Genomic DNA, 25,885 nt, shown 5'->3' on the forward strand with positions numbered 1-25,885 from the left:
TAAGCTAAAAGGAGCTGTTTATGCGTGCTGCGGAAACACTTTGCTCACAGGATGCGGTGATCGCCGTGGATGTGCAGAACGATTTCTGCCCTGGCGGCGCGCTGGGTATTGACGGTGGCGATGCGGTGGTGCCGGTGCTGAATGATTGGTTGGAAAAGGCCGCCCAGCAGGGTGCTCTGGCCGTGGTTTCCCGGGACTGGCACCCGGTGGATCATTGCTCCTTTGAGTCCCAAGGAGGTCCTTGGCCACCACATTGCCTTCAGGATACAGAAGGCGCTGCTTTTCATCCGGACCTGCAATTGCCGCCGAATACCGTGCGCGTTAGCAAGGGTACGGCATTTGATCGCGACGCCTACTCCGCTTTTGATGGCACCGGCCTTCAAGGCTTTCTAGAAAGCCGGGGGATCAAACGCGTTTGGATTGGAGGGCTGGCCTGCGATATCTGCGTTAAGGCTACCGTGCTAGATGCCTGCAAGTTCGGTTTTGAAACCCACTTAATCGCCGATGCCACCCGCGCAGTCAATGCGGAGCAATTGGGCGCCGTGATGGATGAAATGCGCGAAGCCGGGGCGATTATCGAAGACAGCGCGTGAACTGTAGTTGAGCGGAGCTGCTCTGTTCAGACCGCATTTCCGGTATTTGCCGCAGTAAAGGATGGCCTTCATCAGCGAGTGTGACGCAATGCATCGTATATAGACGGGGGAGTTTATGAGCGATAAGAGCCGAGTCAGCGTTCAGTGCGTGGTGGGCGATATTGCCCAACAGTCCGATGTAGACGCTGTGATTAATGCTGCCAATGCGCAATTGCGAACCGGTGGTGGTGTAGCAGGGGCGCTTCATCGCGCAGCCGGGCCCGGCTTAGCGGAAGAGGGGCGGCTTATTGCGCCCATCGTCCCGGGCCAAGCGGTACTCACTGGCGGCCATAACCTGCCCAATCGCTGGGTGATTCACTGCCTGGGCCCGGTATACGGCGTCGACAAGCCGGGGGATCAACTGCTGGCGGACTGCTACCGCAACGCGCTGAAACTTGCCGAGGAGAATGATATTGAGCGGCTGGCTTTCCCGGCACTCTCTACTGGCGCCTTTGGCTATCCAACGGAAGAAGCCGCTCAAGTGTGTGCGGCTACCCTTGAAGCCACACTCCCCAGCTTGCATAAAGTGCGCCTGATCCGTTTCGTACTGTTTAACGAAGCGGCTCGGCAGACTCTCCACAAAGCATTGGCTCAACGCTTGACCATTGATCCAGTAGAACCGTAGTTTCGGTGTCTTTTGGGCGAGAGTTACATAACCCTGCGCAGTGATTGGATTATTTGTCAGCAGGCGCTTTATTGCCGCTGGCGAGCTTAGACGCTAGTGTCCACTTGGAGGTAATCGGATGCCGGTTGATCAATCTTTAGTTGAGTGTTCATGTGGCCAAGTTGCCGTTGAGCTAGAGGGCGCGCCAATCTATTGCACTGTGTGCCATTGTGATGATTGCCAATTTGCGGCAGATGAACTTGCAAAACTCTTGCCGCCGGAGCCCATCATGGACCCATTTTTAGGTACCCAATATGTGCTTCATCGTAATGACCGATACGCCGTAGTGCGCGGTCATGAGTATCTCCATCCTTATAAATTTCGGGATAAATCGCCAACGAGTCGTATGGTGGCAACATGCTGCAATTCACCTCTTTTTGTCTCCTTTGAAAATTCGCAGCACTGGATCTCGTTGTATCGCCAACGATTTGTAGACGAAGCACCGCCTCTCCAGTCACGTATCGCCACCAAGTTTCTCAAGGATCCCAGCACTCTTCCAACTGATCCGCCTGCCTATAAGTCATTTCCTTTGAAGCTGATCGTACGCCTAGTTGTCAGTAGGCTTCAGATGATTATTGGCCGCTAACGTGAGACGCACCAACAGGGATAGGCCATCTTCGTTGCGCCAGTGCCTTGGCGACAAAGCTAAGCGTGCTGTTATCTACCCATTTGATCCAAGATACACGCGCTCTTAGCGGAAGTTCTCATAGATTAAAGGGGGGGGGGCAATATTGAAGGATCAATTTTGAGCTATCTTGGCTTTTGAGGGTTGAACACGAATATCTGAAGGAGATAAATATGGCATCCACCACACAGCTTCATGGGGCCTGTCTTTGCGGGATTGTCAGCGTTACTGTTGCCACCAAAAGCAACCATGTCGGCGTTTGTCACTGCTCGATGTGTAGAAAGTGGGGTGGTGGCCCGTTGTTTGCGGTTGAGTTTGCCGGTGGTGTGGACTTTAAAGGCTCCGAGTATATATCCACCTTCAGTTCCTCTGAGTGGGCTGAGCGTGGTTTCTGCCAGAAATGTGGCACCCACCTTTTTTATCGCTTAAAGCAGGATGGGCATTATGCGCTTCCCGTTGGGCTTCTTGATGGTGCGGATGATTGGAAAATAACCGAGCAAATATTTATCGATCAAAAGCCGCGTTACTATTCACTAGCAGAAAAAACCAAGCAGTTGACCGGCGAAGAAGTGTTCGCCCAGTTTGGTGAATAGGGAGGCAATTCAGGAGCCGGCTGAACGACGCCCGGTGGCACCTCAGCTAAACCCCGGCACCGCTTCGCGCTGCTCCCGCGGGTGCGCCTGAGGCTTACCACGCGCTACAAAAACCCACAAAGCCAGATGTGTGCACATACCGTAGCGTGTGGCCATGAGAAAGCGAGTTCTACGAGCGCTACACATAGGGCTTATTTTATAGGGCTCTCACCCCGCGTATTTTCCAGCTCCTCAATCATCATTTGCGCCGCATTGGACAGCGTTCGGTTGGTATGCACCAAGTACCCCAGCGGGCGGTAAATAGGCGGGGTGTCTACTTTTAGCTCAACCAGTTCGCTGTCGATCATTTTTTCCGGTAGCAGGCTCCAACCTAAGCCCACGCTGCACATCATCTTTAGCGTTTCTAAATAGTTGGTTGCCATGCTCACCGGCAGTTCCAGGCCCGCTTGGCTAAAACGCTGCGCGATAAGGGATCCTGTAAAGGTCTTCGCCCCCGGCATCACGCAGTTGTATTCGCATAGATCGGTCAGTGACAGAACGCTTTGAGAGACCTGGTGGGTAAGAGGGTGATCGATAGCGCAGGCAAAACAGAGCCGGTCGCGCCACAGCTCTACCACCTGCAGTTGCTCATGAGGGTGGGGCGCCAGCGTCACCACGGCCATTTCCAGGGTGCCGTCCAGCACTCCCTGGTAAGCCTGTTCGGAATCCAGAAAGTGCAGGTCTAGCGTAACCTCTGGGTGGCGCTGGGTGTACTGCTTTAATAGCGGTGGTAAGCGATGCAGGCCAATATGGTGGCTAGTGGCCAGGGTGAGTTTGCCGCCTACTTGGCCAGAAAGGTTGGCCAACGCGCGGCGGCTATCTTCTACGCTAAACAGTATCCGCCGCGCTTGGGGTAGCAGCACGCTACCGGCTTCGGTTAACGCAATACGCCGACTAATACGATCAAACAGCCGTGTACCCACCTGGGACTCTAGCGTGGCAATGCGTTTGCTTACCGCAGGCTGGGTTAGGTGCAGCTGTTCAGCCGCGCGTGAGAAACTTTGCGTATCTGCCACGGCCAAAAAGGCTTGTAAGCTTTGGGTATCCAAGGGCTGCTCCCTAATTAGCTATTCCAGTTTGGAATCTAAACTATGAATAACATGAATTGCTTTTATGCGCGAGTCGCGTGACACTGACCCACAAGCAATTTAAGCAGCCCATAGAGGCGGCCATACCGAACTAGCAGTGCACTGCCCAGGAGAGTCACATGTCAGGTCAAACCCTTTACGACAAGCTTTGGAATCAACACTTGGTGAAGCAGCTCGATGACGGCACTGCGTTGATCTACATCGACCGCCAGTTGCTTCATGAAGTGACCTCGCCTCAAGCGTTTGAAGGCCTGCGTTTAGCTAATCGTAAGCCGTGGCGTTTGGATGCCAATTTAGCCACGCCCGACCATAACGTGCCAACGACCATTAAAGAGCGTGCCGAGGGCAACAGCGGGATTAAAGATCCGGTGTCACTGATTCAGGTGCAAACCCTGGACGACAACTGCCTTGAGTACGGCATCGAAGAGTTCAAAATCAACGATCCGCGCCAGGGCATTGTGCACGTGGTTGGCCCCGAACAGGGCGCAACGCTGCCAGGAATGACCGTGGTGTGTGGCGACTCTCATACCGCCACCCACGGGGCTTTTGGTGCCTTGGCCCATGGTATTGGTACCTCGGAAGTTGAGCACGTCATGGCGACCCAGTGCTTGCTGGCGCAAAAAATGAAGAATATGCAGGTGCGCGTGGAGGGTGAATTAGGCCTGGGCGTGACTGCCAAAGACGTAGTGCTGGCGATTATCGGCAAGATCGGCACCGCAGGCGGCACTGGCTACGCCATTGAATTTGCTGGAAGTGCCATTGCCTCGCTCTCTATGGAAGGCCGCATGACTGTGTGCAATATGGCCATTGAAGCGGGCGCACGGGTCGGTCTGATCGCCGTAGACGACACCACCATCGATTATCTTGGTAAGCGCCCCTTTGCGCCGACCGCAGAACAGTGGGAAGCCGCAGTAGCCGACTGGCGCAATCTGGTCTCTGATGACGATGCGCAGTTCGATAAAGTGGTTACTTTGCAGGCTGAAGAGATCGAGCCACAGGTGAGCTGGGGTACCAGCCCGGAAATGGTCACCGGCATTTCCGGCCAAGTGCCCGACCCGTTAGCCGCGCTGGATGAAACCGTACAGCGCAGCCATACGCGAGCGCTTGAGTATATGGGCCTTCAGCCCAACCAGAAAATTACCGACATTAAGCTGGATAAGATTTTTATCGGTTCCTGCACCAACTCGCGTATTGAAGACTTGCGTGAAGCCGCCAAGGTGGCCAAGGGCAAAAAAGTCGCTGACTCTATCAAACTGGCCATGGTGGTGCCGGGCTCTGGCTTGGTGAAGCGCCAGGCAGAAGCGGAAGGGTTGGATAAAATCTTTATTGAAGCGGGTTTTGAGTGGCGTGAACCGGGCTGCTCCATGTGTTTGGCCATGAACGCGGATAAGTTGGGTGCCGGCGAACACTGCGCTTCGACCTCTAACCGTAACTTTGAAGGGCGGCAGGGCTACGGTGGCCGCACCCACTTGGTCAGCCCTGCCATGGCAGCGGCAGCGGCAATCGCCGGTCACTTTGTCGATGTCCGCAGCTTGCCCGCTAACGACGCCACTCACGCTCAGGAGGCCTAAGCCATGAAAAAATTTGAACGTTTTGGAGGTGTGGTTGCGCCCCTTGATCGCGCCAACGTCGATACCGATCTGATTATCCCGAAGCAGTTTTTGAAATCAATCAAGCGCACCGGCTTTGGCGTTAATCTGTTTGATGAATTGCGTTATTTGGATGAAGGCCAGCCGGGGCAGGATTGCTCGCAGCGCCCGCTCAATCCTGATTTCGTCTTGAACCAGCCGCGCTTCAAAGGTTCTGAAGTGCTGCTGGCGCGGCGTAACTTTGGTTGCGGTAGCTCCCGCGAACACGCGCCTTGGGCGCTGGAAGATTTCGGTTTCAAGGTGGTGATTGCGCCTAGCTTTGCCGATATCTTCTACAACAACTCGTTCAAGAACGGCATTTTGCTGATCACCTTCCCAGAAGATGTGGTCGATCGCCTGTTTGCTGAAGTGGAAGCCAACGAAGGCTACCAGTTGGATGTGGATTTAGAGAACCAGCGGGTGGTTACTCCCAGTGGTGAGATTTTAGAGTTTGAAGTGGATGAGTTCCGCAAACACTGCCTGCTGGAAGGGCTGGACGATATTGGCCTGACGCTAAAAGACGAAGACGCCATTCGTGCTTTTGAGCAGAAGCATAAAGCCGCGCGCCCCTGGTTGTTCCGGCAGTCTGCCTAAACGCTTTCCAGTTTTCACAGTCAGTTTGATAGCGCGTTGCAACCCCATTGCAACGCGCAAAGCGGCCAAAGTCGCTTGATAACACGTTAAGGATTCAGCATGACGCATAAGGTTTTATTGCTGCCGGGTGATGGTATCGGCCCCGAGATTGCTGCTCAGGCGGCACGTTTGTTGAAGGCGTGCCAGGAAGCGGGCTTGGATATTGAAGTCGAAGAAGGCCTGGTGGGCGGCTCGGCCTATGATGTGCACGGCGAGCCGCTGCCTGCGGAAACCCTTGAAAAAGCCAAAGCCGCCAGCGCTATTCTGCTGGGGGCTGTGGGTGGTCCCAAGTGGGACAAAATTGAAGACCTCTCCAAGCGTCCTGAAAAAGGCCTGCTGGGTCTGCGTAAAAACCTGGGATTGTTCGGCAACCTGCGCCCAGCAATGCTTTACCCGCAGTTGGCCAGCGCTTCCAGCCTGAAGCCTGAGCTAGTGGCCGGGCTGGATATTATGATTGTCCGTGAACTCACCGGCGGTATCTATTTCGGCCAGCCCCGTGGCATTGAAGTGCGCAACGGTGAGCGAGTGGGCTTTAATACCTATATCTATTCTGAAAGCGAGATTGAGCGTATTGGCCGAGTGGCGTTTGAAATGGCCCAAAAGCGCGGCAAAAAACTTTGCTCAGTAGATAAAGCCAACGTGCTGGAAGTCACCATCTTGTGGCGGGAAGTGATGGAGCGTTTGGCGCCAGAGTACCCAGACGTAGAGCTCTCCCATATGTACGTGGATAACGCCGCCATGCAATTGGTGCGCGCGCCCAAGCAGTTTGACGTAGTGGTGACGGGCAATATGTTTGGCGACATTCTTTCCGATGCTGCCGCCATGCTCACCGGCTCCATTGGGATGCTGCCTTCAGCATCGCTTAACGAAAGCGGACAGGGCATGTACGAGCCTTGCCACGGCAGCGCGCCGGACATCGCCGGTCAAAACGTGGCTAATCCGCTGGCCATGATGCTGTCTGTTGCCATGATGCTGCGCTACTCATTAAACGAGAATGCCATGGCTGAGCGTATTGAAGCCGCTGTAGGCAGCGTGCTGGATGACGGCCTGCGCACGGCGGATATCGCCTCTGAAGGTATGCAGGCCATTGGTACCGATGCCATGGGCGATGCGGTGTTGGCTGCGTTTGCTAAGCAGTGAGTAAAGTCGTCGGGCTACTCCGGCGATAGGTCTACGAGGGGGCGCTGTAAACCCCTCCCTGGGCGCTACATTTGCCATCCATGGCAAATGACCCCCTCTACGACCTATCCTCGGCACCTTTGTTTGCTCAGCCATTAACATTAGCTGTTCAGTGCGGCTTCAAAATCACCGTAAAGAAGTGTGTATAATACAAGGACTCATTCTTTGCAGGAGGACTTCATATGTTGAAAGTCGGTTTCGTGGGATGGCGCGGCATGGTGGGTTCAGTGCTGATGCAGCGCATGCAGGAAGATGGTGATTTTAACGGCATTGAGCCGGTGTTTTTCACCACCTCCCAGGTAGGTCAGCCCGGCCCCGACATCGGTGTAGACGTCCCTCCGCTGAAAGACGCCTTTGATATTGAAGCGCTCAAGGCGCTGGATGTCGTTATCACCTGTCAGGGTGGCGATTACACCAAGCCGGTTTATAAAGATCTGCGCAGCGCAGGCTGGAAAGGCTACTGGATTGACGCTGCCAGCACGTTGCGTATGGAAGATGAAGCGACGATTGTGCTGGATCCGGTTAACCGCAGGGTGATCGACGACCAGCTAGCCAAAGGCGCCAAAACCTTTGTCGGTGGCAACTGCACCGTGAGCCTGATGTTGATGGGCTTGGGCGGTCTGTTTGAAGCCGATATGGTCGAGTGGATGACCTCCATGACCTATCAGGCGGCTTCTGGCTCGGGCGCTAAGCACATGCGCGAGTTGCTCAACCAAATGGGTACGCTGCGCGATAGCGTTGGCGAAGAGCTAAAAGATCCGTCAAGCGCAATTCTGGATATCGATCGTAAAGTCACCGCAGCGATGCGCAGCAACGACTTCCCGACCGATAACTTTGCCGCACCGCTGGCGGGTAGCCTGCTGCCGTGGATCGATACCAAGCTGGATAACGGCCAGAGCCGTGAAGAGTGGAAGGGCAGCGTTGAGACCAACAAGATTCTTGGTCTCGACAACAACCCGATCCCCATCGATGGTCTATGCGTGCGTATTGGTGCGATGCGTTCGCACAGCCAGGCGTTCACTATCAAGCTCAAGCACGATGTGCCGCTGGATGAGATCGAAGATCGCATCGCCAAGCACAACGAGTGGGTCAAGCTGATTCCCAACGATAAAGACGCCACCATTGCTGGCCTAACGCCTGCAGCTGCGACTGGTACGCTACAAGTGCCGGTTGGCCGTCTGCGTAAGCTGCAAATGGGCGGTGAATACCTCTCGGCATTCAGCGTGGGTGACCAGTTGCTGTGGGGCGCCGCAGAACCGCTGAAGCGGATGCTGAAGATCCTGCGCGAGCAGTAATTATTTGTTGTAGTACGGTATGTAGTACGCCAGTCGAAAACGGGAAGCTGCTCGCAGCTTCCCGTTTTTTTTGCTCTTATTCGCCACGTTAGTGGGAAAAACCGCTCTATTTCGTTAAGTTATGATAAAAAAGACGTAATACAATAATTGGGTATCAATGGTTAAAAGTAAGTGGGCATCAGGGAACATTCATGAAAAAAACACTGACATGGATGACATGGCTCTCGTTGAGTGCAATGAGTCCTATCGCGCTAGCCATTGGCTTAGGGCAGGCGAGTGTCAGCTCGTACCTGAATGCGCCTTTAGATGCCTCGATCCCGCTATTGGAAAGCAGTGATTACGCACTAGACAATATTCGTGTAGAGATTGCCGACCCCTCTGATTTCGCCACAGCAGGCCTTGAGTGGACGCCGTTAGCTGCCAGTGTACGTGCTCAGGTGGTGGAGTATCAGGGGCAGCGTCAGGTGCGCTTAAGTTCTGACCAAGCGATGCAGGAGCCCTGGCTTGATGTACTGTTAACGGTTGAGTATCCGGGCGGGCAACAGTTTCGCGATATCACATTGCTGTTTGATCCCCAGGGCTATTCTCAACAAGGCTATTCTCAGCAGGGTCGGTCGCAACAGGGCCAGGCTCAAACCGCTAGCCCCGTAGCGGTTGCCACTCCAGTTGCTGAGACTGGGCCCGCGACGCCTGCTCGTGCCAGCGGGAGTGCCCCCGGAAATAGCCGCGCTTACATAGGCAGTGGCGATACGTTATGGAGTGTTGCCGAACGTATTAAGCCCGACAAAGCAAGTGTTCAACAGATGATGGTTGCGCTACTGGAGGCCAATCCTGAGGTCTTCCCATCAGGCAATATAAATGACATGCGTGCCGGCCAAACGTTAGAAGTGCCTTACGCTGAACGCATTCTGGCACGCTCTCATGCTGATGCCGACACGGCGATTAAAGCCATGAATGAAGCCTGGCGGGCACGCCGCAATGGCTCGTTGCAGGCAGTGTCGCTACCCAAGGCTGAAACCGCCCCCGTTGCTGATGCCGCCATAGCCGACGCCCAAACCCTACAGACAAATGGGTCTAACCAACCTGATAGCGCGCTTGTCGCTGGCGGTTCGAAAGCGGTCTTGTCGGATGGTTCGGAACCCGACGAGCCAGAAGCGTTAACTCGTGCAGAGCTGACCGAGCAACTGCGCCTTAGCCAAGCGACGCTTCAGCAGGTGCTTGAAGAGCGTGAGTTGATGCGCGCAGAGCTTAACGAACTGCGTGGCGAGGTCACCTCGCTGACCCAGGCGCTAAGCGAGGCATTGGCGGCTCAAGAGCCATCGCCAGAGCCACTCGCTGCCACTTTGAATGTTGTGGACAGGGACGAGACGGATGGCCCGGGTATCGCTGCTTTAATTGAACGCTACCAGTGGTCGCTGGCGTTGGCGGCCATTGCACTGCTGGTAGCGCTATTAGTGTGGCTACGTAAACGCCGGGAAGAGACCTGGGATGACGTTCCGCTTGTTGAGCCAGTGGTGAAGCCAACGGTGTCGCCCAGCGCCGCGACTATGCCTGACAACGAACCAGAGCCCCAGGCTGAGGCCGCCGATGCTCCGGCCACTAACGACGAGCAGCCATTAGATACCGACCAGTGGCTGGTCGACGATCAAGCGCAGATGCCAGCGCAAGATGACACTCTACGCTATGAAAAAAGCCAAGCGTCGGGACTGGCTGAGCAGGGGCGTCAGCGACGGTTCGGGCTGCATGCCGTGGCCACTGACAGCTCTGAAAGCGTTTCATTGGCGCCTCCGCCGAGTGCTGCCCCCATGAGCCAGCGGCTGGCTTCTATCGGTACGGGTTTACCCGCGTCTGAACCAGCGGCGGCTGCGCAGCCAACCGAGAAGCCATCGGTTGCCGCTGAGGATCCCGGCCATCGCTTTATCGATTACCATCCGCCGATCTTAAACAGCGCTTCCAATAGCCCTTCAAATAGCTTTTCAGACAGCCAGGATGGCCCTCGCATTGAGACCCCAATGCAGCCCACGGTAGCGCTTGCCAGTGAGCCGCATGCGGAACCGGTGCCTCCGGCGAAACACCCGCGTCGGCCGGTCGAGGAGGAGTGGGAAATTGAAGAGGTAGCATTCAAGCCGCGAGGGCTGGATAATAGTGATCCTTCAAAATCTTCAACATGATGTGGCTTGATGACGCTGTTCTATCACTTCGATGAGAAAATTCCGCTTACTGGCCGCTTGGCAATGGGTATCGAGTACGACGGTACCCGCTACTGCGGTTTTCAGCGCTTAAACCACGCCGCATCGGTTCAGGCGTCGCTAGAGGATGCGCTGTCCAAGGTGGCCAATGAGTCCATTCGGGTGAACGCTAGCGGGCGCACAGATTCGGGTGTGCACGCGACGCGCCAAATCGTTCATTTTGACCCGCCGGTGGGGCGCTCTGAAAAAGCCTGGATCTTTGGCGCTAATACCCAGTTGCCCCGCGATATCGCCGTGCGTTGGGTAAAGCCCGTAGGCGACGACTTCCACTCACGCCTGTGTGCCCTGGGGCGCCGTTACCGCTACGTGCTGCTGAACCAGATTAGTCGCCCCGTATTAGAGCGGGCCAATGTGMCCTGGTGCCGGGATCCGTTAGACGCCGATGCCATGCACCGGGCCGCCCAGGCGCTGGTAGGGGAGCATGATTTTTCCAGCTTCCGCGCCGCTGGCTGTCAATCGAAATCCCCCTGGCGGCATATGCACTTTGTCGACGTAAAGCGCTACGGCCAACTGGTGATGATCGATATTCAAGGCAATGCGTTTTTGCACCATATGATTCGTAACATCGCCGGGGCACTGGTGAGTGTAGGGCGTGGTGCTCAGAGTGAGACCTATATTGGCGAACTGCTGGCGCTGCAAAACCGCCGCAAAGGCGATGTCACCGCGCCTGCTTGTGGGTTGCATTTTGTCGATTCGGTTTACGATGAGCGCTTTGATCTGCCCAAAGAGCCGCTGGGGCCGCATCTGCTCTCATTTACCGGTGAATGGACCGGGGAGCGCGAGTTGCCTGATACGCCGCGGATAGCTTATCGGCGCAATCGTTCGCTTCGCCATCCGGCTGCTAACCCTGAGCAGGAGGTGCCGTCATGAGTGCTGCTGCGCTAATCCGTACCCGCATCAAGTTCTGCGGCTTTACCCGCGGCGAGGATATTGACCGCGCCGTGGCGCTGGGCGTGGACGCCTTGGGGTTCGTTATGTGGCCGAAAAGTGCCCGCAGCGTGAGTGTTGAGCAACTGGCCGCGCTGTCTGCCCGGGTACCCGCCTTTGTGACCCGGGTGGGGCTGTTCGTTGACCAGCCTGCTGAGCTCATCGAGCAGTGCTTACCCTATCTCGATATGCTCCAGTTTCACGGCAATGAAACGCCCGAGGAGTGTCAGCGCTTTGCGCTACCCTGGATGAAAGCGCTGCGTATGCGCGATGAGATAGATCTAGCCCATGAGGCAGAGCGCTATCATCAGGCCCAGGCGCTGCTGTTAGATGCCTATCGACCGGGAACGCCGGGGGGCACGGGAGAGATCTTTGATTGGTCGAGAATCCCCGCAAATCTTGCAAAACCTGTTATCCTCGCCGGTGGGTTGAGTGCTGCTAACATTGCTGACGCTGTGCGTCAGGTAGCGCCTTATGCAGTGGATGTGTCGGGTGGTATTGAAGCCTCCCACGGCTGTAAAGATGCCGACAAGATGGCGTCTTTCGTTCGTTATGTAGCGTTAGCCGACGCTCGTTAGAGTACGCTGCGCAGTGACGTGTACTGAATCTGCTGCGTTATTAGTGAGTTCATTTATTGTTTGCCTGTTCTGGCGATCTTGTGAGGTATCTCTGTGACAGTTTCTGCGACGCCTGCTCCGAAAACTAAATTCAGCGATCTGACCCGAATGCCGGATGCCCGCGGTCATTTTGGCCCCTACGGCGGTCGGTTCGTGTCAGAAACTCTCAGCTTTGCGTTGGAAGAGTTGGAGAAAACCTACTTAAGCCTGCGTGATGACCCCGACTTCCAGGCCGAGTTTGACTACGACCTTGCCCACTACGTAGGACGTCCGTCACCGCTTTACCACGCCAAGCGCTGGTCGGCGAGTCTTGGCGGTGCGCAGATTTGGTTGAAGCGCGAAGACCTGAATCATACCGGCGCTCACAAGGTCAACAACACCATTGGTCAGGCACTACTGGCCAAAAAAACCGGCAAGCCGCGGATTATCGCTGAAACCGGGGCGGGCCAGCATGGCGTTGCCTCTGCGACCGTGGCCGCTCGCTTAGGGCTTGAGTGCGACGTCTATATGGGCGCTGAAGATGTCCAGCGCCAGAAGCTAAACGTCTATCGTATGCGCCTGCTGGGCGCTCGGGTCATTCCGGTGGAGTCCGGTACCCGTACCCTTAAAGACGCCATGAACGAAGCGCTGCGTGACTGGGTCACCAACGTTGATAACACCTTTTATATCATCGGTACCGTGGCTGGCCCGCACCCTTATCCACTGCTGGTGCGCGATTTCAATGCGGTGGTGGGGCGTGAAGCGCGCCGCCAGTCGCTTGAGCAGATTGGCCGTCTACCCGATGCGCTGATTGCCTGTGTGGGCGGTGGCTCCAACGCCTTGGGTCTGTTCTACCCCTTTGTGGAAGATGACGACGTGGCCATGTACGGCGTCGAAGCCGGTGGTGATGGCGTGGAAACCGGCCGTCATGCGGCGCCGCTGGCATCCAATGCCCCCCGCGGCGTGCTGCACGGTAACCGCACCTACTTAATGTCAGATGAAGCCGGGCAGGTATCTGATACCCACTCGATTTCGGCCGGTCTGGATTATCCGGGCGTGGGCCCAGAGCACGCGCTATGGAAAGACGTGGGGCGGGTCTCCTACGTGGCGGCAAACGATAAAGAAGTGCTCGAAGCGTTCCGCGAGCTGACCCACATGGAGGGTATTATGCCCGCCCTTGAGTCAGCTCACGCGTTGGCTCACGCCAAGGTATTGGCGCCTACCATGCGTCCTGACCAGCATATCGTGGTCAACCTCTCCGGGCGTGGCGACAAAGACATCATGACAGTTGCTAAGATTGATGGCATCGAATTTTAAGGGCGAGCATGAACCGTATTGATCAGCGTTTCAGTGAACTTAAGCAGCAGGGTCGCAAGGCCCTGATCCCTTACATTACCGCAGGGGATCCGGCGCCGCAGTACACCGTGGGCTTTATGCATGCATTGGTGGAAGCAGGCGCCGATGTGATTGAGCTAGGTGTGCCTTTTTCCGACCCCATGGCCGATGGCCCGGTGATTCAAAAAGCCTGTGAACGTGCTTTAAAGCAGGGCACACGGCTGGTTGACCTCATGCAAATGGTCAAAGAATTCCGCCAAACCGATACCACCACGCCGGTGGTGCTGATGGGGTATTTGAATCCTATTGAGCGGATTGGCTACGAGAACTTTGCCGATCAAGCCGCCAGCGTAGGCGTTGACGGCGTGCTGATAGTGGATATGCCCCCGGAAGAGGCCGAAGAGATTGGGCCGCTGCTGAAATCTCGGCATTTAGCAGCGATTTTTCTCGTTGCGCCTACCACTTCGCACCAGCGTGCCGCTACAATATGCGCCCATGGTGAAGGCTACCTCTACTATGTTTCGCTGAAAGGCGTGACCGGTGCCGCCACCCTGAACGCAGACGATGTAGCCGAGCACCTGGCGCCGCTGCGGGGGATGACCGATTTGCCGCTATGTGTTGGTTTCGGCATCCGCGATGGTGTGACTGCTGCGGAAGTCGCTAAAGTCGCCGATGGTGTGATTGTAGGCAGCGCTTTGGTTAACCGCATTGCTGAAAGTGTCGATGCGCCGGAAACCATTGCAGGCCAGTTGAAAAGTGTATTAGCAGAGATGCGTACGGCGATGGATGCCTAAAGCAGCACGCTTTATCGCCTATACTGAATAGATTAACGACACTCATCAAGCCTGGTTTTGCCGGGCGTTGACGTATAACGGAAGCCTTTTTGATATGAGCTGGTTAGACAAGATCGTACCCTCCATGGGTCGTATCCAGCGTAAAGACCGTCGCGCTAGCGTGCCCGACGGCCTCTGGCGTAAATGTCCCAAGTGCGAAGCGGTTCTCTATCTCCCTGAGCTAGAGAAACATAACAGCGTATGCCCCAAGTGCGATCATCACCTGCGCTTGACGGCACGCAAACGCTTGGACTGGTTCTTGGATAAAGCAGGACGCGAAGAGATTGCGGCGGAAATCGAACCTGTTGATCGATTGAAGTTCCGCGACTCTAAAAAATACAAAGACCGCCTGACCGCGGCGCAAAAAGACACTGGCGAGAAAGATGCGCTGGTCGCTATGCGCGGTGAGTTGGATGGTCTGCCGGTGGTCGCCGTTGCCTTTGAGTTCACCTTTATGGGTGGCTCAATGGGGGCGGTGGTCGGCGAGAAATTTATTCGCGCCGCTACCCTGGCCCTGGAAGAGAATATCCCGCTGGTGTGTTTTGCCGCCTCTGGTGGTGCGCGCATGCAGGAAGCGCTGTTCTCGTTGATGCAGATGGCTAAAACCTCCGCCGCGCTCGAAAAGCTCAAGCAAGCGGGTGTGCCGTACATTTCGGTGCTCACTGATCCCGTCTTTGGCGGTGTTTCAGCCTCGTTGGCAATGCTAGGTGATTTGAACATTGCCGAACCCAATGCCTTGATTGGTTTTGCTGGCCCGCGGGTTATCGAACAAACGGTGCGTGAAACCTTGCCGGAAGGTTTCCAGCGCAGTGAGTTCCTGCTCGAACACGGCACTGTCGATATGATCGTCCATCGCCATGAAATGCGTGCTCGCGTGGGCAGTGTGCTGCGTAAGCTAACGCACCACGATGCGACCCCGGTGAGTTCGATAACCCCTGATGATGCTGACGTAGTGGAGCCGATCGTCGAGGAAGCTACCTTAGCGGATACTGCTAACGTCACTTTTGAAAAGGTCGATGCGACCAAGCAGGATACCACTTCCGCTAAGAGTGATGATCATTCACGCAATGCCTGACTCTCTAGAACCACACGCTCTACAGCCATACTCTTTACAGCAGTGGCTCCAGCATTTGGAAACGCTGCACCCGGTAGGGATTGATATGGGCCTGGAGCGGGTCTCTGAGGTGGCAAAACGTATGGGGCTGCTCGCAAGCCCCATCGCCCCTCGCGTTATTACGGTAGCAGGCACCAATGGTAAGGGCTCAACCCTTGCCATGATTGATAGCGTTGCCCGTGCCCATGGTTGGCGTGTGGGTACCTATACTTCCCCTCATTTATTGCGCTACAACGAACGCGTTAAAATCGACGGTCAGGAAGCCGACGACCAACTGCTTGTGCAGGGGTTTGAGCAGGTGGAGCGTGCGCGCTTGCAGGATAGTGAAATCAGCCTCACCTATTTTGAAGCGGGTACGCTGTGTGGTCTGTGGTGCCTGGTCAATGCAGAGCTTGATCTTGCGGTACTGGAAGTCGGGCTGGGTGGGCGCCTAGATGCGGTTAATATTGTTGATGCGGATGTGGCTATCGTCACCACCATCGCTCAGGATCACGCTAACTTTTTGGGCACCGACTTAGCCCAGATAGGGCGTGAAAAAGCCGGTATTTTTCGGCCCAATCGGCCCGCCGTGTTAGGTAGTCAAACGTTGCCAGAAAGCGTTGCTGAGTGTGCCCAGGCGCTTACCGCGCCCACGTTTAGTTTGGGCCAGCAATTTACCCATCAGGCGATGGCGGGTGAACGCTCCCAATGGCGCTGGCAGGGGCAGTATCTGGATGGTCAACCCATTGTTATTGAGGAACTTCCCGATCCTGGGCTGCCTGTTGATAACGCTGCCAGCGCTTTACAGTCGCTTGTGCTTGCCGGGCTTGAGTTAGAGAAATCACGTGTGCAAGCAGCGCTTGGTTCGGTGCAGTTGGCAGGACGGTTGCAATGGGTTGGCCCCTGGTGCCTGGATGTGGGGCATAATCCTCATGCCGCCGAGTATGTCGTTCGCCATTTGCCATCACCGCCGGAAGGTGGTCGCCAGTGGGGTCTTATCGGCATGTTGAATGATAAGGATATTGACGGTGTCATACAGGTGTTAGCGGCCCGCATTAATGATTGGGTGTGCGTGTCGCTTGGTGGCGAGCGAGGTTGCCAGGCAAGCGAGTTGTCGCAACGTATTATAGCTCAGGGAGGGCGGGTGCATTTTCGCGCCGATTCGCCGCAAGCAGGCGTCGATTGGCTCGCGCAAATGTTAACGCCCAATGATCGTGTCTTGGCCACCGGGTCGTTCTTTACAGTAGCGGCACTGTTAGCTCGGCCACTGCCAACAGGCGCTGCGTCGCTTGATGGAGACGGAAATGAAATACGGTAAAACGGAACGCATTAGCGGCATTGTGATTCTACTCGCGTTACTGGCGATCTTTGTGCCGTGGCTAATGAGTGATCCCGCTCCGAGGGAAGAGCGCCCCCAGCCGAGCTTTGTGATTGAACAGCCGGTTGAAGTGGAGCGCCGTGACGTGCCCGCGCCAGAAAGGCCTTCAACCATTGGTGAATCGTCGCTATCGTCGACCTCTCAAGGGGAGAGTGAAGAGGGCGATATCCCTATTGACGCCAATCCGCGGTTGCCGGAAACCGATCAAATCGCGGCTTCCAATCAGTCTTCCCGCCCAGAAGCGGCGGCCACCAGTGAAGCGGAAGAAACTCCGGCAACCCCCAATAGCGACCCTATCGCTGATTTAATCGCCAGTAATAGCAGCAGTGGTCAAAGCAGCGCTGGAGGCTCGGCGCAGAGCTCTTCAGTAGGCTCTTCACAAGGTTCATCGCAAAGCTCGTCATCTAGCGCATCGAGCCCCTCATCCAGCGCTCAGGGAGAGTGGGCAGTGCAAGTCGGCAGTTTTGGAGAGCCCGATAATGCACAGCGCCTTAGCGAACAGCTCTCTGGTGAGGGTTTTACTGTTTATCAGCGTGAGCGCGATAACAATATGACCACCGTCTTTGTGGGCCCTTATGCCACTTCTGAAGAGGGTGAGTCCGCCATGTCTTCGATTAAAGAGCGCGCTAATGTGCAGGGCCTGCTTGTTCGGGTAAGAGACTAACCCATGGCATTAACCTGGATTGATGCGCTGTTCTTGGCCGTGCTGGCGCTGTCGATGCTGGCCGGCTTCGTCAGGGGGTTTGTTCGCGAAGCGTTGGGGCTGGCCGCCTGGGTGGTGGCGTTAATGGTTGCCCGAGTGCTCGCTGAGCCGGTGGCCGAACTGATGAGCGGGTTTATCGATAGCTTTGATGCCCGCTTAGTACTCGCCTTTATATTAGTGATCTTTGCCGTTATTTTGCTTTGTGGCATCGTGATTCGCTTGGTGCATGCCGCGATAGAGTGGGTGGGCATGGGGCTTTTGAACCGCGTGGCGGGGGCCGCATTTGGCGTTGCCCGCGGGGCGGTTATTTTGCTTATCGCTACGGTGCTGATTACCCTTACGCCGCTGGCGGAGCTACAGGCATGGCAGCAAGCCGAACTGCGCCCGACCTTTATTCAACTGCGCGATTGGGCGGTAAGCCAGTTAGATCAGTGGGATCGAGAACTGCCTGAGGCGCCAGCGTCGCTGCGCGACATTTCGCTACCCGAACTGCGCATGCCTGGCGCGGCGGAGCGAGAAGTTATCCCGACAGGTGATTGACCTGTTACTGAAGTTGATTCTACCAACGTTCGGGCTTGCTTAGGTATAGGCAAGCCATGGCATTAAGTGAGGTAACGTGAATGTGCGGTATAGTGGGCCTTCTGGGCAAGCAAGCGGTAAATCAGGGAATCTACGATGCCCTGACCGTACTTCAGCATCGTGGCCAGGACGCTGCCGGCATGATGACATGGAGCGAGGGACGCTTCCTACTGCGCAAGAGTAACGGCTTGGTACGTGATGTCTTTCACACCCGCCATATGGCCCGCCTAAAAGGTAATCTAGGCATAGGTCACGTGCGTTACCCGACGGCAGGCTCTTCTAGCGAAGCCGAGTCGCAGCCGTTCTATGTTAACTCTCCTTACGGTATTGCGCTGGCGCATAACGGCAACCTGACCAACTCAGAGCAGTTGAAGCAGGAGCTGTTCTCCACCGATCTGCGTCATATCAATACCAGCTCCGATTCCGAAGTGCTGCTCAACGTATTTGCCCACGAGCTTGGCAAACAGGGATTGCACCTGGAAGCGGAAGATATTTTTGACGCCGTGCGTCGTGTTCATCGTCGCTGTAAAGGTGGCTATGCCGCCGTGGCGATTATTAACGGCTTTGGCATGGTGGCATTCCGTGACCCCTTCGGTATTCGCCCGGTGGTGTTTGGTACCCGCGAAGAGGAGAACGGTCAGGCGGTAATGATCGCCTCTGAATCCGTTGCCTTGGACGTGGGCGGTTTCGAGCTTGAGCGTGATTTGTCGCCCGGCGAAGCCATCTTTGTCGATATTGAGGGCAATATTCATACTCAAGTATGCGCTGACCGCCCGCAGCTGCGTTCGTGCATTTTTGAGCACGTGTATCTAGCGCGTCCGGATTCCCTATTGGACGGCGCCTATGTGTACGGCACCCGGATGCAGATGGGCCGTAAGTTGGGCGACCGCATTCTCAACGAGTGGCCGGATCACGATATTGATGTGGTGATTCCTATCCCCGATACCTCGCGCACCTCCGCTCTTGAAATGGCACAGCACCTGGGGGTGACCTACCGCGAAGGGTTTATGAAGAATCGCTATATTGGCCGCACCTTTATTATGCCGGGGCAGACCCAGCGTAAAAAATCGGTACGCCAGAAACTCAACGCCATCGACGTTGAGTTTAAAGGCAAAAACGTCCTGCTAGTGGACGACTCCATAGTGCGGGGCACCACCTGTAAGCAGATTATTCAAATGGCCCGTGATGCCGGGGCGCGTAAAGTTTATTTTGCCTCGGCGGCGCCGCCGGTGCGTTTCCCCAATGTGTATGGCATCGATATGCCAGCGGCGTCTGAGTTGATTGCTCATGGCCGTAGCGAAGAGGAAGTGGGTGATCTAATCGGCGCTGATCGCATCTTCTATCAAAACCTGGAAGATCTAAAATCGGCCTGCCGTGAAGTGAACCCTGAGATGGAAGAGTTTGATTGCTCGGTGTTTGACGGTAACTACGTGACTGGTGATATCGACGACGCCTACTTGGCTGCCTTGGAAGCTAGCCGCAATGATTCCGCCAAGGATCAAAGCGCCGGTGACCATGCCCTGGTCGATATGCACAATCAGGACGATGACCTGGACGATTAGGAGAGACGCCTTATGCATGATGACAATCACCAGGAAGACAATCACCAGGATGAGTGGTCGCTAGAGACGCTGGCTATTCGGGCTGGCCATCAGCGCACCTTCGAGCAGGAACACTCGGAGCCTATTTTTCCGACCTCAAGCTTTGTCTACGAAAGCGCTGCCGAAGCGGCGCGTAAATTTGGTGGCCAAGAGCCTGGCAATGTTTACTCGCGCTTTACCAACCCAACGGTGCATACCTTTGAGCGCCGCCTAGCGGCCCTTGAAGGCGGCGAACGCTGCGTGGCTACCAGCTCGGGCATGTCGGCTATTCTCTCCACCGCGCTGGCGCTGCTTTCTGCGGGAGACGAGATTGTCGCTTCCCGGTCGCTGTTTGGCTCTACGGTGAGTCTGTTCGATAAGTATCTCGGCAAGTTTGGAATTACCACGCGCTACGTGGAGCTTTCCAACATGTCTGCCTGGGAAGCGGCGATTACCCCTAAGACGCGTCTGCTGTTTGCCGAAACGCCCTCAAATCCGCGCTCAGAAATTGCCGATATTGCGGCTCTGTCCGCGTTGGCAAAGCGTCATGATGTGCTATTGGCCATCGATAACTGCTTTCTGACTCCGGCACTTCAGCAGCCGCTAGCGTTAGGCGCTGATTTGGTTATTCACTCGGCGACCAAGTATCTGGACGGTCAAGGCCGCGCCATTGGTGGCGCCGTGGTAGGAAGCCATGCGCTGCTTGAGGAGGTATTCGGCGTGGTGCGCACCTGCGGGCCTTGCCTTAGCCCCTTCAACGCCTGGATTTTTACCAAGGGCCTGGAAACCCTGTCGCTACGCATGAATGCCCACTGTGAAAACGCCTTAACCCTGGCGCGCTGGCTCGATGCTCACCTAGCGGTTAAGCAAGTGTTTTACAGCGGCCTGGAAGATCATCCGCAGCACGCCTTGGCTAAACAGCAGCAAAAGGGCTTCGGTGCCGTATTGGGCTTTGAAGTGAAGGGCGGCCAGGAGGGGGCGTGGCAGGTCATTGATGCGACCCGCATGTTGTCCATCACAGGTAACTTAGGTGATGTTAAAACCACCATTACCCATCCTGCGACGACGACCCATGGCCGTTTATCGGATATGCAGAAAGATGCGGCGGGTATTGCGCCAGGGCTTATTCGCGTGGCGGTAGGCCTTGAGAGCCAGCACGATATCCAGCGTGATCTTGCCCGTGGGCTGGATGTTCTGGCTAGCTAGTGGGTGTTAAGCAATCCAGCGCAGAAACGAAAAACCCACCTTTATGAAGGTGGGKTTTTTCGCACTTCTGAAACCTAATGGGTCATATGCTTTGTAAGTAAAGCACCATTATTTGTTTCAAGAAGCGTTGCGGTGGGGCAGATCTGACAGCGCAATCTGGTCTTCACTATCGGAAGAGCGATTGGCGTGAGAGTTCGGAGCAGCAACGCTATTTTTCTCTGCATCGCCGTTAACTAAAGGCAAATCAGCCGGCGCCATGTATAAGCTGTCCGTGCTGTGATTCGCTGAAGAGCCAGGGTGAACAATCTGGTTTAGTTCGCCAGAGCCCTGTTCAGCTAGAACGGCAGTAGAAGTTAATGTCATGGCAATAGCGGTGATAAGGGTAATTTTTTTCATGATTGGCGCTCTCTAATAGAAAATTTGTGTGCAGCTTTTGAGATCGTTGCACAATGTCTCTTAGGACATGCGCTAATAGTAAGCCTGCAAACAAAATTATAAAATTGATTAAATTTGCTCTATTTGTTCGATTTTGTAGGATGGATTGTCTTTGATTTTTTAGAAAGGCGAACTGCGTAAAAATTGTCATCTGGTTATTCAATGGTTTTTACGAATGAAAGATTCTGCTTTTTTCAGCGGTTTTCGTTAGCTTCTAGCGGTAAGGTTCTGGGCGTGGGTGAGTAGCGTCATCCAAGCTCTGATAGACGCGTTGGCGAAGTTGAAGCAGCCATAGATAACATGAGGAATAGCACAATGTGGCGTAACAGTCGCAACGGTTGGGGATTGGTCAGTATTCTATTTCACTGGCTAAGCGCGTTGACCATTATTGGTCTATTTGCACTAGGCTGGTGGATGACCGACCTGGGCTATTATGACCCTTGGTATAATCAGGGGCCTTGGGTGCATCGCTCGATTGGTATCTTGCTGCTGTTTGCTACCTTTGCACGTTTGGTATGGCGCTTCCTCCAGCCGACACCCCACGCAGAGGGCAACCGTTTAGAAACTATTGCGGCCCATGTCGGTCACATTGCTCTCTATGTGCTTGTATTAGTGGTTATGGTGAGCGGTTACCTGATCTCTACCGCCGATGGACGTGGCATCAGTGTGTTTGGTTGGTTTGAGGTGCCTGCGCTGCTACACGACTTACCCAACCAGGCAAGCCTTGCAGGTGAGGTTCACTGGTATAGCGCTCTAGTGCTAATGATTTTAGCGGGTGGGCACGCGCTCGCTGCCTTCAAGCACCACTGGTTAAATCGACATAAAGCGTTGGTACGTATGCTGAACCCAGCGCATAGCCAAGCTGGCAATCAAAACGCACCAAGATAATGACGTTGTCTGTATACAGGTTTTTCTAAACACTGCGGGTAAGATAATTGAATGCCCGCGGTGCCTATTAAGTAAAGCAAGGAGCAATTCAATATGTTCAAGAAGACAGCATTTGCATCAGCGATCGCCGCTTTAGCGCTGGTACCTTTGAGCCAAGCGCAGGCAGCTGATTATCAGATTGATACCGAAGGCCAGCACGCTTTTGTCCAGTTTAAAATTTCACATCTGGGCTTCTCCTACATTCTCGGCAGCTTTGAAGAGTTCGATGGTCAGTTTGCCTATGATCCTGAAAATCTCGACGCGTCTTCTGCTGAAATCGAAGTGCAGGTGGATAGCCTGACCAGTAACCACGCCGAGCGTGATCGCCATATCTTGAGCGAAGATTTCCTCAATGCCAGTGAATTCCCTACCGCCACATTCAGCTCCACAGGCTTTGAATCAACGGGTGAAAATGAAGGCGTCTTGACCGGTGATCTAACCCTGCACGGCGAAACTCAAGAGATTGAAATGCCGGTTACGCTGATGGGTGAAGGCGATGACCCTTGGGGCAACTACCGCGCTGGTTTTGAGGGCAGCACCACGCTGACCCTGGGCGATTACGGCATCGATATGAGCGACTTCCCTGAGTCCATGCATGAGCTTGAGCTATACGTGACGTTTGAAGGTATTCGTCAGTAAAGAGTACTTTTAGTTAAGCGCCATCACCCCGCTAGGGGTGGTGGCGTTTTTGCGTTAAAGGCGAATAAAAGGAGACTTGGCTTGGCAATTGATATGCAGCAACGCGAGTTGGCGATAACCCTATGGCGCCAAACCTGGCCGATGGCCATTGGGGTGTTGGCGTTATTKGGTTTTCAACTTGTTGATAGTGCGTTTATTGCCCGCTTGGGTACCGCGCCCCTCGCCGCGCAGTCGTTCACCTTTCCGCTGTCCTTTCTGATTATTGGCATTCAGGTGGGTATGGGCATTGCCATCGCGGCGCTTATTTCCCGGGCGCTAGGCGCAGGAGAGGGGGAGCGCGCTAGGCGCTTAAGCAGTTTGGTGTTAATGGCGGGCGGTGGCGTGATCGGTCTGTTAGCGATCGCTTTATGGTTATTTCATGTGCCCATTTTTCGACTGCTGGGTGCGGATGACACCACGCTCTCGTATATCCGTATCTACTGGGGGCCTCAGCTGTTATCTGCGTGGCTGGGAGCGCTGCTCTACTTTAGCTATAGCGTCTTTCGCGCCCACGGCGATACCCGCCTACCGGGCAAAATGATGGTGCTGAGTAGCCTTGTTAACCTGGTGCTCGATCCTCTGCTGATTTTTGGGGTAGGCGATTGGGAAGGCTGGGGGTTGCCTGGCGCTGCCTGGGCAACGGCAATTGCCTTTTCAGTGGGGCTGTTGGTGACCACGCGCAAATTACTCAAACGCGAGTGGGCATCGCAACAGGGTTTGTGGCGAGAAGCGAAACAGTCGTGGCGGCCTTTTACGGGCATTGCCGCCCCCGCTATGGTCAGCCAACTAATGCCACCCCTGGCGGCGATGCTGGCTATCTCAGTGGTGGCGGGCCTGGGTGAAAGTGAAGTAGCGGCGTGGGGCTTGGCGAGCCGTTTGGAGACGCTTTCGCTGATGGTCATCCTGGCCATGACCATGTCGCTGCCACCTTGGTTAGGGCGCTGCTACGGCGCCGGTGATTGGGGACAGATACAGCAGCTTATGCGCTTGGCGGTAAAGGTCGCACTGGTCTGGCAGCTTAGCCTTGGCGTGGTATTGGCCCTGGGAGCTCCCTGGCTGGCCATGGCCTTAGCGGGCAATCCAGAGGTACAAAACGAGCTGACTCTGTTGATTCGCTTTCTGCTGCCTAGCTACGCAGCACTGGGCGTGTGTATGCTCGTGGTCTCGGCGGGCAATGCCTTAGGTTGGCCGCTGCGAGCGATGCTGCTATCCAGCGCTAGGCTGTTTGTTTGCTATCTCCCTTGCCTGTGGTTAGGTTCACAGTTCTTCGGTTGGTGGGGGCTGGCGGCAGGCGCCGCCGTAGGCAACCTGCTGGCAGGCTTGATGGCGTGGCAGGTCATGCGGCGCATTCTGTCCCGCCCGCATCGGCAGGCGGGATTCGTCAATTAACGCAGGCGACCAGCTTCTTGAAATGAGAAGTAGATAAACAGCAGTGCCATGCCCAGGTAGCCCATCACGAACTCAGGGGCAGCATTGAGTGACAGCTCCGGGGCATGCATTAGCCCTACGAAGGAGAAGCCTGCAGCTATAGCTGCAAAGGCAGCCGCGCGTCGGAACTGGTGGTCGATCACCGACACCGTCATGGCGCCGAGCAGTATGGCCATAAACATGGCCCCTTGGCCCATCACCACAATGGCGCTAGAGATATCGGTAACGACCTCACCAGCCCCGCGGTTAAAGCGCGTCATCACGTAGTTGGCGAAGTAGGGCAGCATGGCCAGCGCCACGGCAGGATAGTAGCGCGTGTCGTTGGCTTGAAACGCGGTGGCAATCATCGACATACCGACAAAGACCAAAATCGGGGCGACCACTGAAACGGGAATAATCGCGGCCAGGGCGGCGATTAAACCGAACATGGTGGCCAGCGCATAGACAGCGCCGTTGAGCAGGCTATAGCCGCGGCCAGCGCCCATCCATTTGGCCCCCACGGTGGCAATATAGACCGTGGTCGGAAACACGCCGCCAAACAGGGCGCCGATCATGGTGCCCGCACCGTCGACTGCCTGACACTCGCGTACATCGTACTTATCGCCCGCGGCTTCCATCGCCTCCACGTTGTTCATCGTCTCAATAGCGTTATACAGCGTGATCGGCAGAACGACGGTCAAGACTGCGAGCATGCTGGTGAACAGTAAACCCAGCCCTTCAAACCAGGCTAGATTGGGAAGCAGCGGGKAAAAGCCTAGGTGGGTAAAGGCATCGCTAAAGCGTTCGGTACCGGCATCGCCAATCAAATAGGCCATGGCAGTACCGACGATAATGGCGAATAGCGAGGTGGGCAGTTTAAACGGCATGCTCACTCTGGCGACCAGCCCAACAATAATGATCGCTAACACCAGCAGGCCAATAACCGGCATTTCCAGGGTTTTGAACAGCATTTCACCGGCGATAAACGTCAGGGCGACACCGGCAACGGCACCCAGCATGGCGGCGCGCGGCAAGTGATACTGCACCCAGCGGCCAATCACGCTGATCGCGGCTTCAATGGCGCCGCTAATAAAGCAGGCGGCGACCGCCACCTTCCAGGCCATTTCAGCATCACCAGTGAGCTGTTTGGCGGGCAGCAGTACGCCGAATAGGAACACAAACATGACCGGCGTTGAGATACCGTAAGAGAGCGCCGTTACATCGGCACGGTTCTCCTTACGGGCCAGTCTTGCCGCGCTCCACGCATAGTAGAAATTACCCACCATTACCGCGACTGCCGCGCCCGGCAGCACTTGACCATAGACAATAGAGGAGGGAAATCCCATGCCCAGCATAGTGATGGCGATAATCACAAAGTTGGCAATGTTGTTTTGAAACAGGGCGAAGAACGCGTCGGTGTCTTCTTTTTTGTACCAGGGATAAGGGGTGCTGGCAGCCGCCATGATAGGCCTCTTGGTTATAGTGGGTTGTATACAAGGCGATGCTGAGTGTGCCGAAGAGCTGACTGATCGGTCAAGCGCCTTGCACACAAAAACGCCCAGGAAGGCCTGGGCGTTTTTAGT

At 55.4% G+C, this 25,885-nt stretch carries 25 protein-coding genes; 22 read left to right on the forward strand and 3 right to left on the reverse strand.

Translation table 11 applies throughout. The annotated features are described in order from the left end of the window. The first annotated feature begins 20 nt into the window (after nucleotides 1-20). The 4 genes from HALO_RS10870 to HALO_RS10880 all read left to right on the forward strand — a co-directional run bounded on the left by HALO_RS10870 (nucleotide 21) and on the right by HALO_RS10880 (nucleotide 2,514). Entirely contained in the window at nucleotides 21-593 is a 573-nt protein-coding gene (locus HALO_RS10870) for a nicotinamidase (RefSeq protein ID WP_035579733.1), read from the forward strand. A 115-nt stretch (nucleotides 594-708) separates the two neighbouring features. Next, complete coding sequence (locus HALO_RS10875; RefSeq protein ID WP_035579731.1) at nucleotides 709-1,257, forward strand: macro domain-containing protein; 549 nt, start codon at nucleotides 709-711, stop codon at nucleotides 1,255-1,257. Between the two features lie 118 nt (nucleotides 1,258-1,375). Further along, a complete protein-coding gene (locus HALO_RS23100; RefSeq protein WP_094584611.1) occupies nucleotides 1,376-1,882 on the forward strand; it encodes a GFA family protein in 507 nt (168 codons plus the stop codon). A gap of 212 nt (nucleotides 1,883-2,094) precedes the next feature. Beyond that, nucleotides 2,095-2,514 (forward strand): GFA family protein, encoded by a 420-nt coding sequence (locus tag HALO_RS10880; protein WP_035579728.1) that lies wholly within the window; start codon nucleotides 2,095-2,097, stop codon nucleotides 2,512-2,514. A 191-nt stretch (nucleotides 2,515-2,705) separates the two neighbouring features. Here the strand turns inward: HALO_RS10880 and HALO_RS10885 are convergent, their stop codons facing one another. Then, entirely contained in the window at nucleotides 2,706-3,602 is an 897-nt protein-coding gene (locus HALO_RS10885; protein WP_035579725.1) for a LysR family transcriptional regulator, read from the reverse strand. 158 nt (nucleotides 3,603-3,760) lie between these two features. Between HALO_RS10885 and leuC the strand changes: the two genes are divergently transcribed. The 15 genes from leuC (at nucleotide 3,761) to HALO_RS10960 (ending at nucleotide 20,855) form a co-directional block, all read left to right on the forward strand. Continuing rightward, complete coding sequence (gene leuC / locus HALO_RS10890) at nucleotides 3,761-5,212, forward strand: 3-isopropylmalate dehydratase large subunit (protein WP_050713422.1); 1,452 nt, start codon at nucleotides 3,761-3,763, stop codon at nucleotides 5,210-5,212. Nucleotides 5,213-5,215: 3 nt separating this feature from the next. Then, nucleotides 5,216-5,863 (forward strand): 3-isopropylmalate dehydratase small subunit, encoded by a 648-nt coding sequence (leuD, locus tag HALO_RS10895; protein WP_035579722.1) that lies wholly within the window; start codon nucleotides 5,216-5,218, stop codon nucleotides 5,861-5,863. Nucleotides 5,864-5,962: 99 nt separating this feature from the next. After that, the gene (leuB, locus tag HALO_RS10900; protein WP_035579719.1) at nucleotides 5,963-7,042 is read left to right on the forward strand and encodes a 3-isopropylmalate dehydrogenase; all 1,080 of its coding nucleotides are present in this window, start codon (nucleotides 5,963-5,965) and stop codon (nucleotides 7,040-7,042) included. A gap of 221 nt (nucleotides 7,043-7,263) precedes the next feature. Continuing rightward, nucleotides 7,264-8,376 carry an aspartate-semialdehyde dehydrogenase gene (asd, locus tag HALO_RS10905; RefSeq protein WP_035579717.1) on the forward strand — a complete coding sequence of 371 codons (1,113 nt, stop codon included), beginning with the start codon at nucleotides 7,264-7,266 and terminating at the stop codon, nucleotides 8,374-8,376. A 191-nt stretch (nucleotides 8,377-8,567) separates the two neighbouring features. Next, nucleotides 8,568-10,547: a FimV/HubP family polar landmark protein gene (locus HALO_RS10910; protein ID WP_035579714.1), complete on the forward strand. Its 1,980-nt coding sequence runs from the start codon at nucleotides 8,568-8,570 to the stop codon at nucleotides 10,545-10,547. Between the two features lie 9 nt (nucleotides 10,548-10,556). Then, nucleotides 10,557-11,495: a tRNA pseudouridine(38-40) synthase TruA gene (gene truA, locus HALO_RS10915; RefSeq protein WP_050713423.1), complete on the forward strand. Its 939-nt coding sequence runs from the start codon at nucleotides 10,557-10,559 to the stop codon at nucleotides 11,493-11,495. Beyond that, nucleotides 11,492-12,130 carry a phosphoribosylanthranilate isomerase gene (locus HALO_RS10920; protein ID WP_035579709.1) on the forward strand — a complete coding sequence of 213 codons (639 nt, stop codon included), beginning with the start codon at nucleotides 11,492-11,494 and terminating at the stop codon, nucleotides 12,128-12,130. The genes truA and HALO_RS10920 overlap by 4 nt, the downstream gene beginning before the upstream one ends. Nucleotides 12,131-12,277: 147 nt before the next feature. Further along, nucleotides 12,278-13,465, forward strand: coding sequence for a tryptophan synthase subunit beta (trpB, locus tag HALO_RS10925; protein WP_171051224.1), 1,188 nt, complete (start codon nucleotides 12,278-12,280; stop codon nucleotides 13,463-13,465). 8 nt (nucleotides 13,466-13,473) lie between these two features. Beyond that, a complete protein-coding gene (gene trpA, locus HALO_RS10930) occupies nucleotides 13,474-14,277 on the forward strand; it encodes a tryptophan synthase subunit alpha (RefSeq protein ID WP_035579702.1) in 804 nt (267 codons plus the stop codon). Nucleotides 14,278-14,371: 94 nt separating this feature from the next. Further along, nucleotides 14,372-15,391 (forward strand): acetyl-CoA carboxylase, carboxyltransferase subunit beta, encoded by a 1,020-nt coding sequence (gene accD / locus HALO_RS10935; protein ID WP_035579698.1) that lies wholly within the window; start codon nucleotides 14,372-14,374, stop codon nucleotides 15,389-15,391. After that, nucleotides 15,384-16,727 carry a bifunctional tetrahydrofolate synthase/dihydrofolate synthase gene (gene folC / locus HALO_RS10940; RefSeq protein WP_035579696.1) on the forward strand — a complete coding sequence of 448 codons (1,344 nt, stop codon included), beginning with the start codon at nucleotides 15,384-15,386 and terminating at the stop codon, nucleotides 16,725-16,727. Before accD ends, folC begins: the two co-directional genes overlap by 8 nt. Then, nucleotides 16,714-17,451 carry an SPOR domain-containing protein gene (locus HALO_RS10945; RefSeq protein ID WP_035579693.1) on the forward strand — a complete coding sequence of 246 codons (738 nt, stop codon included), beginning with the start codon at nucleotides 16,714-16,716 and terminating at the stop codon, nucleotides 17,449-17,451. Before folC ends, HALO_RS10945 begins: the two co-directional genes overlap by 14 nt. Nucleotides 17,452-17,454: 3 nt before the next feature. Then, nucleotides 17,455-18,030, forward strand: a complete 576-nt coding sequence (locus HALO_RS10950; protein WP_035579691.1) for a CvpA family protein — start codon at nucleotides 17,455-17,457, stop codon at nucleotides 18,028-18,030. Between the two features lie 80 nt (nucleotides 18,031-18,110). Beyond that, nucleotides 18,111-19,631, forward strand: a complete 1,521-nt coding sequence (gene purF, locus HALO_RS10955; RefSeq protein ID WP_035579689.1) for an amidophosphoribosyltransferase — start codon at nucleotides 18,111-18,113, stop codon at nucleotides 19,629-19,631. Between the two features lie 12 nt (nucleotides 19,632-19,643). Next, complete coding sequence (locus HALO_RS10960) at nucleotides 19,644-20,855, forward strand: O-succinylhomoserine sulfhydrylase (protein ID WP_035579688.1); 1,212 nt, start codon at nucleotides 19,644-19,646, stop codon at nucleotides 20,853-20,855. A gap of 117 nt (nucleotides 20,856-20,972) precedes the next feature. On the opposite strand, the gene HALO_RS10965 is transcribed toward HALO_RS10960, so the two are convergent. Further along, nucleotides 20,973-21,251, reverse strand: coding sequence for a hypothetical protein (locus HALO_RS10965; protein ID WP_035579686.1), 279 nt, complete (start codon nucleotides 21,249-21,251; stop codon nucleotides 20,973-20,975). 354 nt (nucleotides 21,252-21,605) lie between these two features. Here HALO_RS10965 and HALO_RS10970 point away from each other — a divergent pair, with 354 nt between their 5' ends. From HALO_RS10970 to HALO_RS10980, 3 genes are all read left to right on the forward strand, one after another. Beyond that, nucleotides 21,606-22,178, forward strand: a complete 573-nt coding sequence (locus HALO_RS10970) for a cytochrome b (RefSeq protein ID WP_035579683.1) — start codon at nucleotides 21,606-21,608, stop codon at nucleotides 22,176-22,178. 93 nt (nucleotides 22,179-22,271) lie between these two features. Continuing rightward, on the forward strand, nucleotides 22,272-22,856 hold the full coding sequence (locus HALO_RS10975) for a YceI family protein (protein ID WP_035579682.1): 585 nt from the start codon (nucleotides 22,272-22,274) through the stop codon (nucleotides 22,854-22,856). 93 nt (nucleotides 22,857-22,949) lie between these two features. Next, entirely contained in the window at nucleotides 22,950-24,284 is a 1,335-nt protein-coding gene (locus HALO_RS10980) for an MATE family efflux transporter (RefSeq protein WP_050714163.1), read from the forward strand. On the opposite strand, the gene HALO_RS10985 is transcribed toward HALO_RS10980, so the two are convergent. Continuing rightward, nucleotides 24,281-25,765: a uracil permease gene (locus HALO_RS10985; RefSeq protein ID WP_050713424.1), complete on the reverse strand. Its 1,485-nt coding sequence runs from the start codon at nucleotides 25,763-25,765 to the stop codon at nucleotides 24,281-24,283. The genes HALO_RS10980 and HALO_RS10985 overlap by 4 nt on opposite strands. Nucleotides 25,766-25,885: the final 120 nt, after the last annotated feature.

This window comes from Halomonas sp. R57-5 (assembly GCF_900070345.1).
Taxonomy (GTDB): domain Bacteria; phylum Pseudomonadota; class Gammaproteobacteria; order Pseudomonadales; family Halomonadaceae; genus Vreelandella; species Vreelandella ventosae_B.

Excerpts from the sequence above, each read along its gene's own strand:
- HALO_RS10870 (WP_035579733.1), top strand. The coding sequence starts at position 21 with ATGCGTGCTGCGGAAACACTTTGCTCACAGGATGCGGTGATCGCCGTG.
- HALO_RS10875 (WP_035579731.1), top strand. The coding sequence starts at position 709 with ATGAGCGATAAGAGCCGAGTCAGCGTTCAGTGCGTGGTGGGCGATATT.
- HALO_RS23100 (WP_094584611.1), top strand. The coding sequence starts at position 1,376 with ATGCCGGTTGATCAATCTTTAGTTGAGTGTTCATGTGGCCAAGTTGCC.
- HALO_RS10880 (WP_035579728.1), top strand. The coding sequence starts at position 2,095 with ATGGCATCCACCACACAGCTTCATGGGGCCTGTCTTTGCGGGATTGTC.
- leuC (WP_050713422.1), top strand. The coding sequence starts at position 3,761 with ATGTCAGGTCAAACCCTTTACGACAAGCTTTGGAATCAACACTTGGTG.
- leuD (WP_035579722.1), top strand. The coding sequence starts at position 5,216 with ATGAAAAAATTTGAACGTTTTGGAGGTGTGGTTGCGCCCCTTGATCGC.
- leuB (WP_035579719.1), top strand. The coding sequence starts at position 5,963 with ATGACGCATAAGGTTTTATTGCTGCCGGGTGATGGTATCGGCCCCGAG.
- asd (WP_035579717.1), top strand. The coding sequence starts at position 7,264 with ATGTTGAAAGTCGGTTTCGTGGGATGGCGCGGCATGGTGGGTTCAGTG.
- HALO_RS10910 (WP_035579714.1), top strand. The coding sequence starts at position 8,568 with ATGAAAAAAACACTGACATGGATGACATGGCTCTCGTTGAGTGCAATG.
- HALO_RS10920 (WP_035579709.1), top strand. The coding sequence starts at position 11,492 with ATGAGTGCTGCTGCGCTAATCCGTACCCGCATCAAGTTCTGCGGCTTT.
- trpB (WP_171051224.1), top strand. The coding sequence starts at position 12,278 with ATGCCGGATGCCCGCGGTCATTTTGGCCCCTACGGCGGTCGGTTCGTG.
- trpA (WP_035579702.1), top strand. The coding sequence starts at position 13,474 with ATGAACCGTATTGATCAGCGTTTCAGTGAACTTAAGCAGCAGGGTCGC.
- accD (WP_035579698.1), top strand. The coding sequence starts at position 14,372 with ATGAGCTGGTTAGACAAGATCGTACCCTCCATGGGTCGTATCCAGCGT.
- folC (WP_035579696.1), top strand. The coding sequence starts at position 15,384 with ATGCCTGACTCTCTAGAACCACACGCTCTACAGCCATACTCTTTACAG.
- HALO_RS10945 (WP_035579693.1), top strand. The coding sequence starts at position 16,714 with ATGAAATACGGTAAAACGGAACGCATTAGCGGCATTGTGATTCTACTC.
- HALO_RS10950 (WP_035579691.1), top strand. The coding sequence starts at position 17,455 with ATGGCATTAACCTGGATTGATGCGCTGTTCTTGGCCGTGCTGGCGCTG.
- purF (WP_035579689.1), top strand. The coding sequence starts at position 18,111 with ATGTGCGGTATAGTGGGCCTTCTGGGCAAGCAAGCGGTAAATCAGGGA.
- HALO_RS10960 (WP_035579688.1), top strand. The coding sequence starts at position 19,644 with ATGCATGATGACAATCACCAGGAAGACAATCACCAGGATGAGTGGTCG.
- HALO_RS10965 (WP_035579686.1), bottom strand. The coding sequence starts at position 21,251 with ATGAAAAAAATTACCCTTATCACCGCTATTGCCATGACATTAACTTCT.
- HALO_RS10970 (WP_035579683.1), top strand. The coding sequence starts at position 21,606 with ATGTGGCGTAACAGTCGCAACGGTTGGGGATTGGTCAGTATTCTATTT.
- HALO_RS10975 (WP_035579682.1), top strand. The coding sequence starts at position 22,272 with ATGTTCAAGAAGACAGCATTTGCATCAGCGATCGCCGCTTTAGCGCTG.